Below are 17,366 nucleotides of genomic sequence, written 5' to 3'. Positions count from 1 at the left end.
GATATATTCCTAATTTATGCCTCAAGGATTTTTTTTATTTCTTAGAAAAAATATCATAGTTATTGTTTTAGTACTTTTAGTTGTTTCATTTTTCTTTATCTACAATACCTTCCTAGTTGACCGTTCGTTAATCAATCTTCAAATCGCCCTAGTAAAACTTAATGAAGCTAAAACAATAGAGGATCTCGAGAAAATTAAACCTCTCCTTAAAGCTCCACTATTGGTTGCTCTTTCCAAAACAGCAACTTCCAATAAAGCTATGGCCGCATTAGATATGATTAATAATATAATCTCTAATGTTAAGAGTGACGATCAAATCAAAGATATTAAATTTTATGTAAAGTCTGTAATTGACATAAAAGAAAAAGAACGAGGAGCTATTCTATCTATATTAGATAATTTTAATACGCGTTTATTTGCTCCTGTGACGAATATCCCTCAAAAAGATTTAGAGAGCAAGGCAAGGTCGTTGACTGAAAAGATTAAATCAACAAAAGATAAAGATAAGCTTCAGGAATTATATTGCGATTTAGGAACTTTGCTTGTTGAGTCAGGAGATATTGAACAAGCTCAGGTTGTATTTTTGCAGGTGGTTGACCTTAATCCTAAGAGTGCTGCTGCAGCTAAGGCTTTATTTAGTTTGGCTTCTGCTTATAAGGCTAATAAAGAATACGAAAAGGCCGCTATTTATTTCAAAAAAGTTATTGAGCAATATTATGGTGAAAAGATAGGGATTTATAGTAAATACGAATTAGCTGACATTTGGTTTAAAAAAGGTGATTATCAGAAAGCAAGAGATGAGTATGCTTCTGTTGGCGCTCAATATCCTCAATTCGATCTTGCCGCAACAGCTCTTTATGAGGCAGGGTATATTTCTTTTTATTATCTTAATGATAAAGATTCTGCGCTTGTCTATTTTAATGAATTAAGCCAACAATATCCTTCCGCAAATATTGTTCAGCATGTTGTTAAGGAAGTCAGGCCTGTTATGGCTAAAGAGTACCGTTTGAAAGGGTTTAATTTGCTCAAAGAAAAGAAATACCCTGAGGCTGTGCAGAATTTTGATGAAGCAGTGAGAATTTCCCCTTCCGACAGTAAATCTTATAGTGGTCAGGGCTTAGGTTATTATTGGCAGGATAATAAGCAGGAAGCTTTAAATAGGGCGGATAGAGCGATAGAGTCTAATATTCAGGATGAAGTGGCGTTAATTAATTCAATGTTTATTTATATAAATTCAGGAAGGATAGATGATGCAATAAGAGTGGGAGAGATGGCTTTGTCAAGAGTATTAGTCCCGAAAGCGGAGTTCTATTATAATCTAGGTTACGCTTATTTACTAAAAGGAGAAGTGGACAAAGCGATTGCGCAGTTTGAGCGAGCTATCAGGATTAACTCTGATTTTATCTTTGCATATAATAATTTAGGATGTGCTTTTTGGGCTAAAGGGCAATTTTCGCTCGCAATTAATAAATATAAAGAAGCAATTGGAATTGATGATAGTTATGTAAATGCGCATTATAACTTAGGGATATCGTATTTTGAAATAAAGCGCATTGAAGAAGCATATAAGGAGTTTAAGATTGTTAATGAGTTGAATCCTACAGAATATAAGGAAGCAGCGAATTATTTGAAGCAGATTGTTGAAGTCTTAAAATACCAGCCGTAACTTTATTATGTCAAAAAAAATTGTTATTATTGGGGCAGGCCCTATTGGTTGCTATACTGCCCAGATCTTAAAGACTTACGGTTGTGATGTTTTACTTGTTGAAGAGCATAACGAAGTCGGCAAACCGATTCATTGCACTGGTCTTGTTGGCAGCAATGTTTTTAATGAAAAGCGGCCATTCCTCCTTTCTCGTTCATCAATAATTAATACAATTAACGGAGCTGTTATACATTATGACGGTCAGAGTTTCTCTATACAAAGGGAGAAAGTCGCCTATGTAATTGACCGTGAGAGGTTTGATAAGGATTTAAGCCATGGGCTTAATATCTTATATCAGAATTTATTTCTTGGGTTTGAAAAGATTGATTCGGGTTATGTTGTTGAAACAGATAAGAATGAATTATTTGCTGATATATTGATTGGGGCTGATGGAGCTAATTCTGCTTTAAGGAAGCTACTTAATCAAGATTCTAATATAAGTTATCATCGTGGTATACAATTTCGAATGCGGCTTAAGCCAAGATTCAAAGATATGGTTGAGGTTTATTTAAGGAATCATTCTTTTTTTTGGGTTGTTCCGGAGGCGGAAGACATAGTGCGAGTGGGCACTATTTCAGAAAAGCCCTATCAAGAACTACAGAAGTTTTTGAAAGAAGAGAAGATAAAAGGAGAGGTCTTAGGCAGGTTTGGAGGGGTAGTTACTATCGGGGTTTGCAAGAATACTGTAAACGGCAATATTGCGCTTGTAGGCGGGGCTGCTTGTCAGTTAAAACCATTAAGTTACGGGGGGATTTATTTTGGTTTAAAAACCGCCTCAATTCTTGCGTCTTGTATAAAGGAGAATCATCTTAGCGATTATGATTCGTTATGGAAGAAGGAATTAGCTTTTGAGATTAAAGTTGGTCTTAAGGTAAAAGAAATTTATGCCAATTTAAAACCAAAAGAGTTAGAGGGTATTTTTTCGCTTCTTAAAAAGGAAAAATCAATTATTGAGAAAAAGGGTGATTTTGAAAGCCATGGAAGATTGATTATTGAAATATTAAAGAAGCCTTCATTCTATCGTTATTTTGGAAATTTACTTAAAATGTTTTTTTAAATAATTTTTGTTCTAACTGTTAATTTGGATGATGAGAAAAAAAATGCGTATTGTTATTTTGGGAACTAGAGGAATCCCTGCAAATTATGGCGGATTCGAAACGTTTGTTGAAGAACTTAGTAAGCGTTTAGTAAAAAATGGTCATTCGGTTACTGTTTATGCGAGAAAAGGTTTAAATAAATTTGATACTTTTTTTTATGAGGGCGTAAAGGTTATCGTTTTGCCAACGATTAGGCACAAGTATTTAGATACTGTGGTGCATACTTTTTTTTCAGTCTTTCACGCAATCTTCACTAAGGCTGATATTATGTTTTTTTGTAATTCAATTAATAGTATATTTATGGCCATGCCTAGGATTTTTGGGAAAAAATGCATAATTAATGTCGGTGGGTTAGAATGGAAAAGGAAAAAGTGGGGATTTTTTGGACGTTTTGCTTACAAGGTTTCGGAACTTTTGTCCATTCAATTTTCTAATGCTGTTGTTACAGATTCAAAAGTGCTAAAAGCATATTATAAAGGGAAATTTAATATAAATACTAACTATATCTCTTATGGAGCAAACAAACGCATTAATTTTGAGGATGATGATGGGTTATTAAATAAGTTTGGGTTAATTGGGAAGCGTTATATGCTTTATGTAAGTAGGCTTGAGCCAGAAAATAATGCTCATATTGTAATTAAAGCTTATGAAAAAGTTAATACTGAAATTCCTTTAGTTATTGCAGGAGATGCGCCTTATGCTAAAAAATACATTTCGCAATTACACAACACTCGAGATAGTAGGATAAAGTTTCTTGGTAGGATTTCTAAAAATGAGTGTAATGTTTTGTTGAGCAATAGCTATTTATACATTCATGGAAATGAAGTGGGGGGGACTAATCCGGCATTATTGCAAGCGATGGCATGCGGAAATTGTGTTTTAGTAAATGGTGTAAATTTTAATATAGAAGTAATTGGAGATGCTGGTATTTGGTTTGAACAAAATAATATTATTGATTTAAAGAACAAGATTGAATTCTTACTGAAAAGCCCAGAGGTTGCTGATAGATATCGTTTGTTAGCGAGAGAACGGGTAGAGAGGTATTATAATTGGGGTGATGTTGCTAATAGTTATGAAGAATTGTTTTATAGCTTTCTTTAAACGATTCTTGCAAGATTATTTTAAGTTAACAAGTTAGAGATGGTTGTTATTGATTTCAAGTCTGAAAAGTATTCCTCGAGATTAACTGGCTTTTGATGAATAATAGCATAAATACATTGATTAAGTCGCTTCCAGAGCCTCAAAAATCCATTTACATATATACATTGTTGGTCAATTTCCTAGTTTTTTTGCTAGTCTATAAAAATCTCATCTCCTTGTTTTTTCCAAATTTTATTCTTAAAGCAGTGATTATCACATTTTTTCTATCCCTCTTTTTTATTTCAATAATTCATATAATTCTAAAGATCGCCTATGAAATGAAAATTAGTTTTTTAATATTCCCGGTAATTATTTTAATTTTCTTTCTTTCCGTTATAACATTTAGGACTTATTTTAACCTACCCTTGTTTGTCGAGAAGAGATATGTATTGATTTCGTATGCACAGTTTTTAATGCCACTTTTGACAATCTTAATTTTGTTAACGCTGCCACTCGATTTTAAGAAAATTTATGGTTTTATTTTGAATATCGGTATCCCTTTAATTATTTTTGCAATCTTTGAGCAAATTATCCCCGTAGATTTTAAAATGAAATTTTTAGAGAAATTTAAACTCTTTGTTCCCGTAGGTTTGGATGGATCTTCCTATTTAATCGAAGATTTTGGAATCAAGTTTTTTCGCTCGGGTTCGTTTTTCTTTAGCCCATTAACATTGGGTCTTTTCTCGGCTGAGTTATTAATAATTTCTTTTCTAGTGCCGTTAAGCAGGAGTAATAAAATTATTATTTTCCTATCTTTATGTTTGTCTTTTGTTAAAAGCGCAGTTATATTAATAGGTTTATTTTTAATTAGTATTTTTGCAAAGAGGAAAGTCTTATTTTTCTATTTTTTCCTTATCCTTGTTTTGTTTGTCTGTTTATTTGTTATATTTGACCATTCAGATTTCTCGCATGTAGATACTACCTATGGAAGCTTGGGTTGCCATTATTCAGGCCTTGTTTTAGGTGCTATTAATGGTTTTGTTCATCCTTTTCTGGGGCATGGGACAGGAACTGCCGGCTATCTTATTTACTCTCAAGCAGTAAATGATGGGAATATCGCCTTATTCAATAATACCTTTGATAAGGTTTTAAGTAGCCTTTCTACTTCTAACGGTAATGAAAGTTTTATCGGAATTATGTTCTATCAATTCGGATTTTTGTTTTTCTTGTTGTATCTATGGATTATTTTTCTTTTAAGTAAAGAGTTGTTTATTAAGAACAGATTTGTTGCTTTTGGGTTTGTTTTTGGTTTTTTCTTGATCGGATTCTTTTCTGAATCAGTTATAACTATTGTTCTCTCTGTAGTTGCTAACATAATTAGTGTTGGAGAATTTAGGGCAAGCTAAAGGCGCTTAAATGGTTTATTTCATTGATACAGTTGGGGAGAAATCAGGTTTAGAATCATTTGATGAGAATTTAGTTAAACTCTTTGTATCTAATGGTATCAAATGTGGGATTATTTCTAATTTTAGTAGTAAGAATTGCAGCAAAGTCTTTTATAATTTCTACAAGAACATAAGTTTTGCTAAGAAAATATTATTTTTTGTTATTTCTTATTTAAATTATTTAAAATTTATATTTTGCCATCAAAAAAGCATTTTTGTCTATTCTTGTTTTGGCTTAAGATTTGTAGACATTATTTTTAATTTACCATTTTCTTTATTAGGTAATTTTTTTGTTTTAGTCAATGATGTCCAGTCGCTAAATACGATGGATGGTTTAAGTCTGCTGCAGCGAATCTTTTATAAATATTTCATACGAAATATCATTGTTTTCTCAAAAAGCGCAAGAGATGAATTATATAGTCTTGGTTTCAGAGGGAGAATTTTTATTATTCCTTGGCCTGCATATTCTTTCGATAAATCTTTTGATGATGCTAATATTGCTCCTGAAGTAAGGGATAGTGTTAATCACTCAAAGATTAATTTACTTTTTTTTGGAGGCATTAAGAAATCGAAAGGATTAGATTTGGTTATTAATGCGTTAAACGAACTTAATCCACATGAACTAAATAGGCTAAAATTAATTATCGCCGGACAAAATATCAACAAAGCTTTTGTTCCAATTGAAAATATGATTTCTAATAATGTTGATTTATCTCTAATTATAAGGTACATAAATAACGATGAGCTTGGGTACTTGTTTAATAACGCCGATTATGTCTTGTTGCCATATGAAAAAATTTACCAAAGCGCAATTCTTAACCTGGCATTTTATTATAATAAACCTGTAATTTCTTCTGATTTGCCATATTTTAATGAGATTTATGAAAAGGTTAAGTACGGGTTTATTTTTAAAAATGGAAGCAAAGAAGATTTAAAGAATACTTTCCTATGTTTACCAAAAAAGTTTAATTTCAACTCGGAAGATTTTTTAAACCAACAAGAAAATTGCTTGGAGGAGGATCTTAGGTTATTATTAAAAAATGCTTAAGGCGCAATTATAATCAGAGGAATTAAATATAATGGGTAATGATAATAAGGAGATTATAACTATGAATGACATTTTGTTGGTGGTAAAGAAAAGGATGGTTCTAATTTTGGTATTTGTTGCTGCAGTTTCAATCTTTGAGGCGGTTCGTATTAATAAAATTAAGCCTATGTATGCAGTTACGGCTAGCTTAATTTTAGAAAATATGGCTCCTAAAAGCGTCACTGATAATGATATGTTTTATGCTCCAAATGATCTTGGAGTTGATTATTATCGTACACAATGCAGGATATTAAGTTCTCGTTTCCTAGCAGAGAAAGTCTTTAATATGTTGCATTTAGATAACGATGTAGAATTTAAGGATTCGAAAGATCCTGTGGGGTTACTTTTAAGTAAGGTTTCCGTTGAACAAGAAAGGTATTCATGGGCAGTTTTTGTTCATGTTTATGATAATAATCCTAAAAGGGCAGCTTTAATAGCTAATGCTATTGTTGATGCCTACATCATTCAGGATGTAGAAAGAAAATTATTGTTGAAGCAAAATAATAAGCCTACGTTTAGTCTGCCTATAGAACAACTCAAGGAAATGAGTATGGAAAAGATGTCTATAATTTCAGGAATTCGCATTCTCGATAAAGCAGTTGTGCCAAATAGCCCGGTTTTTCCTAACAGAATTAAAAGTATTATGTTGGCTATTATTATATCAGCGTTTGCAGGGGTAGTAATTTCTTATGCTTTTGAAATATTTAGTCCTAGCCTAAAAAAAGTTAAGAAAGCAAAGCTGCAATAAGATCATCCCATAGTAATAAACGTGGATTGATTATTAACCAGTTAAGATTAACTTTGAATATGAGCAATAGAACTGTAATTAGGTGTTTAGGAGTACTTATATTATTATTCTCATTATTCTTGAGTCAGGATCTTATTGGAAATATTGTAGCTTCAGACAAAAGAATTGATATTCCAATAATTAATAATATTATTTTTTCAATAAGGGTTATTTTTTTAATATTAGGGACTTTATTTATTTTTAAAAGTAATATTAAATCAAGGGCGTTTATTTTTATTAGCTACGGTCTTTATTTTATTTCTTTACTTAGTGTTATATTTGTTTCAGGAGGTTTATTTGTATTATTCTTTGATTTTACAGATTTCTTCCCTGAAATGGCTTTTTCAGTATTTTTAGTAGTTTATTTCATAATACTAGTATGTTTATTGTCCAAATATTTGTTAAGTTATGGGAAGAAGCTTTTATTATTTAGGACAGTATTGTTTGTTTTAATAGTATTTCTTTCTTTGTATCTATTAGAGTGTTCGGTATATTTCTTTGTTCCTCATTGGCCAGTTAGTGGTTTACGAGGGCTCGATATCAAGTCTATAAATTATTGCAATGCTCCTAAGGCTAAATTTAATTCGTGGGGGTTAATTGATAGAGAGCGTAATATTGTTGCTGAAAAAGATATAAAACGGACTATTTTTGTAGGAGATTCTTTTCTTGAGGTATCAAACGATATCAATTTGCCACTTTTAGTTGAGGATAAACTTTCTAAATATAGATTTGAAGTAATCAACCTTGGCTTGTCGTCAACTAGTCCTGATGAGTATTTCTATAGGATTAAAAATATTGGGTTATCTTTGAAGCCTAGTTTTTGTTTTGTATTTATATTTGCGAGAAACGACTTTATCCAAGAAAAGTCATTGTTAGGTTTCCTTGGGATTGTTGCTGTTTATCCCAAGGATTCTTTTTTCTCGCTAATAGGGTTAAAATCAATTAATTATATTTTGACAAACAAATTGCGTCCATTAATTAGAAATTGGGATCAGTCCGATGGAGATAAAAAACTAAAAAATGACCTTACATTTACTGAGAAGATTAAATCGAACAACAAAATCTTAATTGAGGATTCGTTGTTAAATTCAGTAAGCAGTGAAGAAAGAGAGAAGCTTAAGAAGATACTTTCCAAAAAAGATTTGGAGTTGTTTTTAAATAATATTAATCATGGTGATAATGGCTCTTATGTATTTCGTCAAGATTATCTATGGTATGCTGCGAGATGTTTATTGGAAGGCCAATATAATAAACAATATCTTTCAGAAGAATATGCTTATAAATGGATAAAACGCATAAAGGGGCTTTGTGCTAAGAAAAATATAAAATTTGTTTGTGTTTTTATACCTGAAGCTTTTACTGTTGATAGGGGGTTGCAAGATTTATGGGCTCCTTTAATAGATATGAAAGAATATTCCCAACATTTCAGGGAGGTTACCGAAAGAACGATTGATTTGTGCAAAAAAGACAAAATTGATTATATAGATTTGTATCCAGTGCTGAAGGACTGCTCAGGCTGTTATTTAAATCTAGACGGGCATTGGTCTAATAAGGGAGTGTTGTTAGTATCTGATTTTCTAGCTAAATATATGTGTAATATGCCAACAAAATAAACGAGATTACAAGTTAATTCGATGAAAAATAATATCTATATAATTAGCAATGCTTGTGAAAAAAGAGGGCTCGATTCTACACGTATAGAAAATTATTTTCGTTTTAATAAATGCAATATAGTTAAAGATTGCAAGATCGCTGATTATATTATCTTTGTGACTTGTAGCTTTAAAGAATTAAAAAAAGATGAGTGTTTCAAAATAATTGATGATCTTAGCCGTTATAGGGCGGAATTGTTGGTTTTTGGCTGTTTACCAGATATTGCACTTGAAGAGTTTAAGGATAAATTTAAAGGGCGTTTTATTGGCACAAAAGATTTGGGTCTTATTGATAATTTATTCCCAACTTTTAAGACTAAATTTAATGAAATTCCCGACCAAAACTTACTTATCAATAGGCATAAGTTAATTTATAAAAAGCAATTTTTTCGGCTGCCTAAGATTTTCTTAAGTCATTTCCGTTTATCGCTGAATTTCTTAAGGAAGATTAAGCACTTTTTGATTAAAGAAACTGCTTCGTTTTGCGAGCAGTTTTTGCGAAATAAAGCTTATCTTAGGATAAGTAACGGTTGTATTGAAAATTGCGCTTATTGTTGCATACGAAGAGCTGTTGGGCAACTAAGAAGTAAATCTTTAGAGGTTTGTAGAAATGAATACGTTAGTCTGCTTAAGGCAGGCTATAGGGAATTTATTATTATTGCGGATAATTTGGGTGCTTATGGTTTTGATATCAAAAGCTCATTACCGGATTTGCTAAGTTATCTTGATTTTGTATCGAAAGGTGTTAAAGTACGCTGGAGGCTGTCTGATTTAGATCCTAAATGGTTGATTAGGTATAAGATTGAGTTATTTGCTTTTATAAAAGCAAGAAAAATTAACCTTATAATCTGCCCGGTTCAATCAGGGAGCAGCAGAATTCTAAAGCTAATGAATCGATATTTTGATGTAGAAAAAGTAATTGAAACTCTTATTGAATCAAAAGAAATCAATCCTAGTTTAAGGCTTGAAACTCAGATAATAGTTGGCTTTCCTTCTGAAAGCGAAGAAGATTTTGATCAAACAATCAATCTGATTAAAAAGGTAAGATTTGATGAAGTTTTAATTTTTCCATATTTCGATGGTTGCAAAACCTTGTCTTCGTCTATGGATAATAAGGTTAGCCAAGATATTATAGATAAGAGGATACGAAAACTGATTTCTATACTTGAAAGAGAGAATATTTTCTGGCTCTATGATGAAAGGGATTGGAAAGAATTGTCCATGGCGGATTAGTATAATTCTTAATAATAATGATAATTAATTGTCAGGGTGGGAGAAGATTAAAAGAAGTTGTGAGGATAACGCGGCCAGAAGAACCATTGGTTAGCATTATTACGGTTGTGCTTAATGGGGAAAGGTATCTTGAGCAAACTATTCTTAGCGTATTGAGCCAGAGCTATAAGAATATCGAATATATAGTAATTGATGGTGGCTCGGTTGACAGAACTTTGGATATAATCCGAAAATATGACGATTCTATTGATTATTGGCAGAGTTCAGAAGTAAAGGGAATATCGGAAAAATTTAATATTGGGATTTCATTGTCTAAAGGTGAGGTTATTGGTATTATCAATTCTGATGATTGGTATGAATTAAATTGCGTTGAAGAAATAATAAAAAGAATTAAGAAATTTGATGTGATTCATGGTAATCTTCAGTATTGGAAAAACGAGAAGAAGGAGTTTCTCTTTCTAGCAAATGATAAAGCATTAAATGTCCAAATGACTTTGAATCATCCGACGGTGTTCGTAAAGAGAAAACTCTATCAGGACTTAGGGATTTTTAGAGAAAAGTATAGATTTGCAATGGATTATGAATTGCTATTACGGTTTTACAAAAATAAGGCAAATTTTGTTTATCTGGATATGACTTTGGCAAATATGAGAAGAGGCGGAGTTTCGGATATCAATTGGCAATTTGGTTGCTGGGAGATTTGTAAAGCTAAAATTGAAAATGGCGGTAATAAGGTTACTTCATTTTTATATTTTTTGTTTCATTTGGTAAGGTGCGGAACCTCTAGATTGTTTGATAGGTTTGGCTTAGTGCAGGTTAATAATTTTTATAAAAAGAGATTCTCTGATACGAAAAAGTTTATTCTAAATAAATAATTTTTTATATTAGCCATGAATATTTTTAAACAACTATTAAAGAAAATATTATTGTTATTAGGTTTTAAAATCGTGCGCCTTGATAAAGGTTTATTCAGTTGGTACAACAAAACAGATATTTTCTCAGATAATGATTTTTCTTGGATTAAAAGAATAGGTATTAGGTCGGTAATTGATGTTGGGGCGAATACCGGACAATTTTCCTTGTGGATTTCAAAACTTTTGCCGGAAGCAAGAATTTATGCCTTTGAGCCTATTGGTGAATGTTTTCGGGAGTTAACGCATAATATGGCAAGACATAAGAATTTTAAGTCTTATAATTTTGCCTTAGGAGAAGAAAAGTGTAACCGGTTGTTTTTTCGAAGTGAATCTCTTCAAAACGCGTCATTCCTTCAAAAAAGCGAATTTTATCATAATTTGGTTCCGTTTGATTTAAATAGTAACAGTAACGAGCTAATAATTATTGATACTCTGGATAATATATTTAACGAAATTGTTTTGGAAGATAATGTGCTGCTTAAGATTGATGTGCAGGGTTATGAAGATAAAGTTCTAAATGGCGGTAAAAAGATCTTAAGCCGCGTGCCGATAATTATTATTGAAACAGCTTTTTGCGAGCTTTATAAGGACCAACCTTTGTTTGATCGAGTATATCGTATGTTGTTAGATATGGATTTTCTTTATTTTGGCAGCCTTAAAGAACATAGAAGTTTTTCCTGTAATTTGCCTTTTCAGCAGGACAGCGTGTTTATAAAAAAGAATTCTCCTTTTGTTTACAGCATGCTTAAAAAAGGCGGATGATCAATAATGGAAAAAGAAAATTTATACGATAATGGTTATCTTAGAAATATAACAATCTTTTTCTTGGTTTTAATAGTTTTGTTTTCTTTTTTATATAAGGCTAATGATATTGTATGTTTGTATTTAATTGCCTCTATTTTTGCCTTAGGTTCTCTAATTTCCGTTAAACAATACTTCATTGCTTTGGTTTTTTTTAGCTTTTTGCATGGTTTGAAAGTAGATTTTAACAATATTACTATTAGGCCTGAACAAATCGGGTTATTATTCCTACCTTTTATACTCAGGAAAGTAAGTTTTTTTAAAACTCCTTTGGATTTACCACTGGCAATATTCTTGTTTTTAAATTTATTTTCATCAATATTTTTTTCTCCGATTAAAGCCTTGTCGTTAAGGAAGGTTGCTTTGTTGGCAATGTATATTTCATTCTATTTCGTTATAGTCAACTTTATATTTTCTCTCAATAAACACGATTTAAAAATTAGGCGTATTATTCAATTGTTCTTGTGTTTGGGGATTTCAGCGGTTTTATTCGGCGTAGTGTCTCTTTTATTCTCCAGGGTATTTGGGCTTGTTTTATTCGGAGTTGATAGAATCTTAGCTTACCATTTTATCGACGGACAAGGAGGAGTAATTTACAGAATTTTTGCTACTATGCAAGAACCAAATATTTATGGCAGTACTTGTTGTTTCTTTGCTTTAGTTTTCTTTGGGCTTTTTATTTCCAGGAGGCTTGGATTAAAAGAATATTCAGTTTTAATATTATTAGGACTTGAGATTTCTCTCTTAGGCCTACTGTTTAGTTATACTCGTGGCGCATGGCTAGCGTATTTATTAGGGGTGATTATATTGAGTATAATTTTGAAATTACTAAGGTTAAAATATTCTACTTTTCTGAAAGACTGTTTTCTTGTTTCCTTTGTTTTTTCTACTATTGTTGCAATTTGGTTTATTCTGGATAAGGAGATTTTTTCAGGGTATAAATTAAAATTTTGGAGCATGTTTGGTTATTATACCGGGACAGGGTGGGATAGGATTTGGGCGTGGAGTACTGTTTTGAAAGATATTAAGTTTGATTTACAGCTATTTTTTGGACACGGAACACAGGCACATTTGAATCTTTTTCATATTTACGAAGATATTGAAGTATTAGGAATCGGTAATTTTTTTCTTGATACTCTGCATAGCACAGGAATTATTGGATTGTCCTGCTTAATTTGGATTCACGTTATTTTGATTAAATTAATGTGGAAGGTTTTTATTGAAGCAAGGTCCAGGTTATTAAAGAATATGATTCTTATAACTTTTGTTTCTTGCCTATGCTTAACAATTGCTTACCAATTTACTCAAGGTTATTGGTTGAGCTTTCCTTGGATTCTAATGGCATTAATAGTAGCATTTTCTCTTTTGACTTTAAACAAGCTTGAAAAGTACAAGTCTGTGCCTATAAAATTATGAGTGAGAAAACATGAATATTCTGCATATCTCTAGAAGGTTCTATCCTTGCATAGGAGGAACTGAGAAATATATTCTCGGAATGTCAAGAAATCTTATACAAAGGGGTATTAATTGTAAGGTTCTAACGGCCGAATACGACGTTTTATCCAGAAAGAATAAATTTTCAAAGCATGAACTCGTTGATGGTATAGAGGTAATCCGGGTACCGGTAGTTGGGCATTATAAAAAAATATTTCCATTAAATATTCCATTTAATCTTTTCCGCTGGGCCGATATCATTCATATTCATGATTTAAGGTTTTTTTACGAGACAGTATTGAGTTTGAAAAATATTTTTAAATATAAAATAGTGCTATCTACTCACGGATTAGTTTTTCATACTGAAGATTTTGCACTTTTAAAGAGAGTGCTTTGGAAGCTATATTATAAAAAGACAATTAATAAATGCATTGATTCTGTAATTTGTAGCAGTCTTCATGACTTTGAAATACTAAATGAGGAAGGGAATTGCAGAATACAGCTTATTGAAGATGGCGTAGAGATTAAGAGTTTTGAAACAAATACTAGGTCTTACGACTCTGGAAAGTTTGTTTATTTTGGCCGCATAGATAAGAATAAGGGAGTAGATTTGCTATTTAACGCTTTGTCGCAAATCGCAAATGAAAAATGGGTTATTAATATGTTTGGTTTATCTAGTAATAATATTTCTGTTGTTTTAAAAGATCATTCGAGGCTGTCAGGGATAGATGATAAGATTAAATGGCATGGTTTTGTGCCGCAAGAGGAACTTTTAAGATTTATTTCTAATGCGCATATCTGTTTTTTTCCTTCAACTGCCGAAGGGTTTGGTTTTAGTTTAGTTGAAGCAATGGCAAATGGATGTATCTGCCTTGTGAATGATATCGCTCCTTATAGAGATAAAATTGATAACTGTATAAACGGTTTTATCGCAGACTTTAATGATCCTTTGGAAGTTGTGAAAACAATAAATGTGATTTCTAATTTATCAAGCGTGAAAAAAGAGGAAATAAGCCTAAACGCAAGAAACAAGGCGAAAAGATATTCTTGGGAAAATAAAATTAATCAAGTTATAGCAGTATACGACAGGTTGGTTTGTTAGTTGTGTCTGTGGAATTAAGCTAATCTTTCCTCTTATCCACCACAAAAACGCTTCCTTCAATTGCTTTCGCTTTCTTTTTAATTTCTGCGGCGATGTTGGTAACTTCTCCATAACTGGAAATCGGGCGGGCTTCGTTGGTTACCCCTGCAAGTGAAATTGTCATGATGGGGAATTGTTTGATTGAGCCGTCTCTGGCGTGGGCGATAATAAAGCCGGTCTTAAGGTCTTCCTCGCTGTAAAGGCTGCGTACGCGCTTGTCAAATTCAGTGGTGATATGCGATGCGACTGCTTCGGCTTTGTCTGGAGTGGTAACTAAGATAAAGTCATCTCCACCTTCGTGCCCTACAAAATCATCTGTATTGCCTTTTGTTTTTGCAGCCTCTTTGAATACTTCCGAGGTCAGCTTAATAGCTTCATCACCTTTAGCAATTCCGTATTTATCGTTAAAAGCTTTGAAATTATCCAAGTCGCAGTAAATTACCATAAATTTCTTATTATTAGTGATTCTTTCTTCGATCTGTTCATGAATAACGATATTGCCGGGTAGTTTGGTCAGGGGGTTTGCATTTTCGGCGCGATCCTTCATTTTAATTAATTCTTCTGTCATATAATTAAATGTCGAGCCCAATTCTTCTAACTCATCATTTGTATGTATGCTTGTCCTGATAGAGAGGTCCCCTTGAGCGATTTCTTTTGTAACTTCGTTAAGTATTTTAATTGGGCCAATAACGGTTTTAGAAAGCAAATATCCAAAAACGATATTAGCTAAGACAATGATAAAAACTGTAATAATCACAGGTAGATAGACTTCCGAGAGAGCACCTTGAATGTTCCCAAGGGGGAAAGAGAGTTTTGTTACCATATCCAAAGGTTTTGTTTGGTTGGTGCGTATTGCCAGGTATAAATCAAGGCTTTGCCTAACTTTGTCTACTTCGGGTATGAACCATTTATCTGATTTGGATAATTCTTCAAGCTGGGAAAATTTATTGAGTTCTTTATAACGGACGGTTTCTCCGACAGATTTAGAGTCCGTAGAAGCCAAAACTTTTCCTTCAGCATCAAAAACCGTGGCATTTTTAATAACTCCGCCGCTGGAGAGGTCGTTAAGGCTCTTTTGGATTAAGTCTGAGATAGTAGTTGGTTCAGCTTGTTTTACAGCTGCTTCTAGATTATTTTTGGCGATTATGCTGGCAAAATTTGCCTGGTAAGAATTGAATCTGTTGATGCTGGCAATCTGGTTATTAAGCTGAATAAGGGTAAACGCACTGATAAATAGGATGGATGAGATAATCAGAAGTGAGGTAATCCGGTTTTGCAGGGTTAACCTTATTTGGCCCATAGTGATTTTAAGTTTATTATAAATCAGTTATGCTGTCAATTTAAATATTTGACTTTGGTTTTTACTTGAATTTGGAGGGAATGAATGTATTATATATTTATGAAAAGGCTGAAGTTATTCTTAATTTTTGTTATCATAACCGCAATTCCTATAATTGCATATTGCCAGGGTGAAAAGCCATTGGCTAAGCTGGTAATTTTCCATTCGCCTTCATGCCATCGTTGTATTGAAGTCAAGAACGAAGTAATGCCCGAGATTGAGAAAGAATTTAAAGGCAGAGTTGAAATTGAATATAGGGATATTTCTGACGTGGAAAACTATAAACATCTGCTTGGTTTAAAAGAAAAATACTTGGCTAATCTAAAAATAGATCTACCGGTATTTTTTCTTAATGGAAGATTTCTTACTACAGAGGGCCAGGTTAAAATTGCTCTTACGAGCTTTATTTCCGATGCTTTGAATAATCAAGGTTATAAGGATGAGGTTGCGAAAATAGATATAGTTAAGTATTTTAAGAGTTTTAAATTAGCCGCTATTGTTGGCGCGGGCTTAGTTGATGGGATAAATCCTTGCGCTTTTACAGTGATAGTTTTCTTTGTTTCTTTTCTTTCTTTTCAAGGGTATAGAAGAAGAGAGCTCATTGTTATTGGGCTTAGTTTTATTTTAGCAGTATTTTTGACATATTTTCTATTGGGATTAGGTGTTTTTAATTTTCTTTATGCTTTAAAGGGCTTCTGGATGGTTACTAAAATTGCGAACTTTTCTATAGGAATTTTAAGTGTGATTTTAGGTTGTTTTGCCTTGTATGATTTCTTTAAATATAAGAAAACGGGGGATACTGAAGGGTTGTTGCTGCAGCTTCCTAAATCAATAAAGAATAAAATTCATTATGTTATCGGATTGCATTATCGCAAAGAAAAAGGAAAACAAGAAAAGGCAGTTTCCGGACGGTTACATCTCTTACCGATAATTTCTACAGCGTTTGTTACCGGAGTCTCGGTTTCTATATTAGAAGCGATTTGCACAGGGCAAACTTATCTTCCCACGATAAGCTTTGTTTTAAAAACGGCAACTCTTAAATTTCAGGCTTTGCTTTATTTGTTAATTTATAATTTAATGTTTATAATTCCGCTTTTGGTTATATTTATTTTGGCGCTTGCAGGGACTACGCCGAATAATTTTTCTAACTTTTTAAAGAAGCATCTCTTAACGATAAAATTATTAATGATATTCTTATTTTTTGGTTTAGGAATATTTTTAATCTGGAGGGGGTAATGTTTAGGAAGTTTTTAGTCATTTGCATAGCGTTTTTATCTTTCTCATGTTGTTTTGCCGGGAATAGCAATCCTCTTGAATGGGATTTTGGGATAGTTAAGGCAGGGGAAATTGCGAAGCACAGTTTTTTAATTAAAAATGAAACTGAAAAGATTCTTAAAATAAGGGAGGTTTCTACGTCTTGTGGTTGTACGGTTTCAGATGTTAAGAATAAAACGCTTAAGCCGCAGGAAACTACTTTGTTAGAGGTTGCATTCAATTCAAAAGGTTATTCCGGGGATGTGCAGCAGTTTATCTATGTTAATACTGATAATCTTGACAATCCAGTTATTCGTTATATAATCAAGGCAAAAGTAGAGAAATAAAATCCAAGGCCGGAGATAATCCCGGCCTTTCTTTAAAATGTAAGGGGGTA

At 32.5% G+C, this 17,366-nt stretch carries 15 protein-coding genes; 14 read left to right on the top strand and 1 reads right to left on the bottom strand.

The features are described from left to right. Positions 1 to 16 precede the first annotated feature (16 nt). From PHO70_04775 to PHO70_04720, 12 genes are all read left to right on the top strand, one after another. Positions 17 to 1,666 (top strand): tetratricopeptide repeat protein, encoded by a 1,650-nt coding sequence (locus tag PHO70_04775; GenBank protein MDD5432284.1) that lies wholly within the window; start codon positions 17 to 19, stop codon positions 1,664 to 1,666. 7 nt (positions 1,667 to 1,673) lie between these two features. Continuing rightward, complete coding sequence (locus PHO70_04770; protein MDD5432283.1) at positions 1,674 to 2,762, top strand: NAD(P)/FAD-dependent oxidoreductase; 1,089 nt, start codon at positions 1,674 to 1,676, stop codon at positions 2,760 to 2,762. Between the two features lie 28 nt (positions 2,763 to 2,790). Further along, entirely contained in the window at positions 2,791 to 3,903 is a 1,113-nt protein-coding gene (locus tag PHO70_04765) for a glycosyltransferase (protein ID MDD5432282.1), read from the top strand. Between the two features lie 317 nt (positions 3,904 to 4,220). Further along, positions 4,221 to 5,288, top strand: coding sequence for a hypothetical protein (locus tag PHO70_04760; protein MDD5432281.1), 1,068 nt, complete (start codon positions 4,221 to 4,223; stop codon positions 5,286 to 5,288). Positions 5,289 to 5,298: 10 nt separating this feature from the next. After that, positions 5,299 to 6,375: a glycosyltransferase gene (locus PHO70_04755; GenBank protein MDD5432280.1), complete on the top strand. Its 1,077-nt coding sequence runs from the start codon at positions 5,299 to 5,301 to the stop codon at positions 6,373 to 6,375. A 61-nt stretch (positions 6,376 to 6,436) separates the two neighbouring features. Further along, complete coding sequence (locus PHO70_04750; GenBank protein ID MDD5432279.1) at positions 6,437 to 7,162, top strand: GNVR domain-containing protein; 726 nt, start codon at positions 6,437 to 6,439, stop codon at positions 7,160 to 7,162. 59 nt (positions 7,163 to 7,221) lie between these two features. Then, the gene (locus tag PHO70_04745) at positions 7,222 to 8,814 is read left to right on the top strand and encodes a hypothetical protein (protein MDD5432278.1); all 1,593 of its coding nucleotides are present in this window, start codon (positions 7,222 to 7,224) and stop codon (positions 8,812 to 8,814) included. Positions 8,815 to 8,835: 21 nt separating this feature from the next. After that, complete coding sequence (locus PHO70_04740) at positions 8,836 to 10,086, top strand: radical SAM protein (protein ID MDD5432277.1); 1,251 nt, start codon at positions 8,836 to 8,838, stop codon at positions 10,084 to 10,086. 17 nt (positions 10,087 to 10,103) lie between these two features. Beyond that, positions 10,104 to 10,961 (top strand): glycosyltransferase family 2 protein, encoded by an 858-nt coding sequence (locus tag PHO70_04735; protein MDD5432276.1) that lies wholly within the window; start codon positions 10,104 to 10,106, stop codon positions 10,959 to 10,961. 15 nt (positions 10,962 to 10,976) lie between these two features. Next, positions 10,977 to 11,762, top strand: coding sequence for an FkbM family methyltransferase (locus PHO70_04730; GenBank protein ID MDD5432275.1), 786 nt, complete (start codon positions 10,977 to 10,979; stop codon positions 11,760 to 11,762). Positions 11,763 to 11,768: 6 nt separating this feature from the next. Beyond that, a complete protein-coding gene (locus PHO70_04725) occupies positions 11,769 to 13,217 on the top strand; it encodes a hypothetical protein (protein MDD5432274.1) in 1,449 nt (482 codons plus the stop codon). Between the two features lie 10 nt (positions 13,218 to 13,227). Further along, positions 13,228 to 14,337: a glycosyltransferase family 4 protein gene (locus tag PHO70_04720; GenBank protein MDD5432273.1), complete on the top strand. Its 1,110-nt coding sequence runs from the start codon at positions 13,228 to 13,230 to the stop codon at positions 14,335 to 14,337. Between the two features lie 19 nt (positions 14,338 to 14,356). Here the strand turns inward: PHO70_04720 and PHO70_04715 are convergent, their stop codons facing one another. Then, the gene (locus PHO70_04715; GenBank protein ID MDD5432272.1) at positions 14,357 to 15,676 is read right to left on the bottom strand and encodes a diguanylate cyclase; all 1,320 of its coding nucleotides are present in this window, start codon (positions 15,674 to 15,676) and stop codon (positions 14,357 to 14,359) included. 84 nt (positions 15,677 to 15,760) lie between these two features. Between PHO70_04715 and PHO70_04710 the strand changes: the two genes are divergently transcribed. Both PHO70_04710 and PHO70_04705 read left to right on the top strand, forming a co-directional pair. After that, positions 15,761 to 16,951, top strand: a complete 1,191-nt coding sequence (locus PHO70_04710) for a hypothetical protein (protein MDD5432271.1) — start codon at positions 15,761 to 15,763, stop codon at positions 16,949 to 16,951. After that, complete coding sequence (locus PHO70_04705; GenBank protein ID MDD5432270.1) at positions 16,951 to 17,316, top strand: DUF1573 domain-containing protein; 366 nt, start codon at positions 16,951 to 16,953, stop codon at positions 17,314 to 17,316. Before PHO70_04710 ends, PHO70_04705 begins: the two co-directional genes overlap by 1 nt. Positions 17,317 to 17,366 lie beyond the last annotated feature (50 nt).

The sequence above is a fragment of the Candidatus Omnitrophota bacterium genome (assembly GCA_028715415.1).
In the GTDB taxonomy this organism is placed as follows: domain Bacteria; phylum Omnitrophota; class Gorgyraeia; order Gygaellales; family Profunditerraquicolaceae; genus JAQURX01.
The sequence above is the reverse complement of the archived record's forward strand: the minus strand, read 5'-3'. Positions and strand labels throughout refer to the sequence as shown.

What these genes read in the sequence shown, in the direction of transcription:
- PHO70_04750 (MDD5432279.1), top strand. Translation starts at nt 6,437, where the DNA reads ATGAATGACATTTTGTTGGTGGTAAAGAAAAGGATGGTTCTAATTTTG.
- PHO70_04765 (MDD5432282.1), top strand. Translation starts at nt 2,791, where the DNA reads ATGATGAGAAAAAAAATGCGTATTGTTATTTTGGGAACTAGAGGAATC.
- PHO70_04720 (MDD5432273.1), top strand. Translation starts at nt 13,228, where the DNA reads ATGAATATTCTGCATATCTCTAGAAGGTTCTATCCTTGCATAGGAGGA.
- PHO70_04715 (MDD5432272.1), bottom strand. Translation starts at nt 15,676, where the DNA reads ATGGGCCAAATAAGGTTAACCCTGCAAAACCGGATTACCTCACTTCTG.
- PHO70_04740 (MDD5432277.1), top strand. Translation starts at nt 8,836, where the DNA reads ATGAAAAATAATATCTATATAATTAGCAATGCTTGTGAAAAAAGAGGG.
- PHO70_04710 (MDD5432271.1), top strand. Translation starts at nt 15,761, where the DNA reads ATGTATTATATATTTATGAAAAGGCTGAAGTTATTCTTAATTTTTGTT.
- PHO70_04725 (MDD5432274.1), top strand. Translation starts at nt 11,769, where the DNA reads ATGGAAAAAGAAAATTTATACGATAATGGTTATCTTAGAAATATAACA.
- PHO70_04760 (MDD5432281.1), top strand. Translation starts at nt 4,221, where the DNA reads ATGAAAATTAGTTTTTTAATATTCCCGGTAATTATTTTAATTTTCTTT.
- PHO70_04705 (MDD5432270.1), top strand. Translation starts at nt 16,951, where the DNA reads ATGTTTAGGAAGTTTTTAGTCATTTGCATAGCGTTTTTATCTTTCTCA.
- PHO70_04735 (MDD5432276.1), top strand. Translation starts at nt 10,104, where the DNA reads ATGATAATTAATTGTCAGGGTGGGAGAAGATTAAAAGAAGTTGTGAGG.
- PHO70_04745 (MDD5432278.1), top strand. Translation starts at nt 7,222, where the DNA reads ATGAGCAATAGAACTGTAATTAGGTGTTTAGGAGTACTTATATTATTA.
- PHO70_04770 (MDD5432283.1), top strand. Translation starts at nt 1,674, where the DNA reads ATGTCAAAAAAAATTGTTATTATTGGGGCAGGCCCTATTGGTTGCTAT.
- PHO70_04755 (MDD5432280.1), top strand. Translation starts at nt 5,299, where the DNA reads ATGGTTTATTTCATTGATACAGTTGGGGAGAAATCAGGTTTAGAATCA.
- PHO70_04775 (MDD5432284.1), top strand. Translation starts at nt 17, where the DNA reads ATGCCTCAAGGATTTTTTTTATTTCTTAGAAAAAATATCATAGTTATT.
- PHO70_04730 (MDD5432275.1), top strand. Translation starts at nt 10,977, where the DNA reads ATGAATATTTTTAAACAACTATTAAAGAAAATATTATTGTTATTAGGT.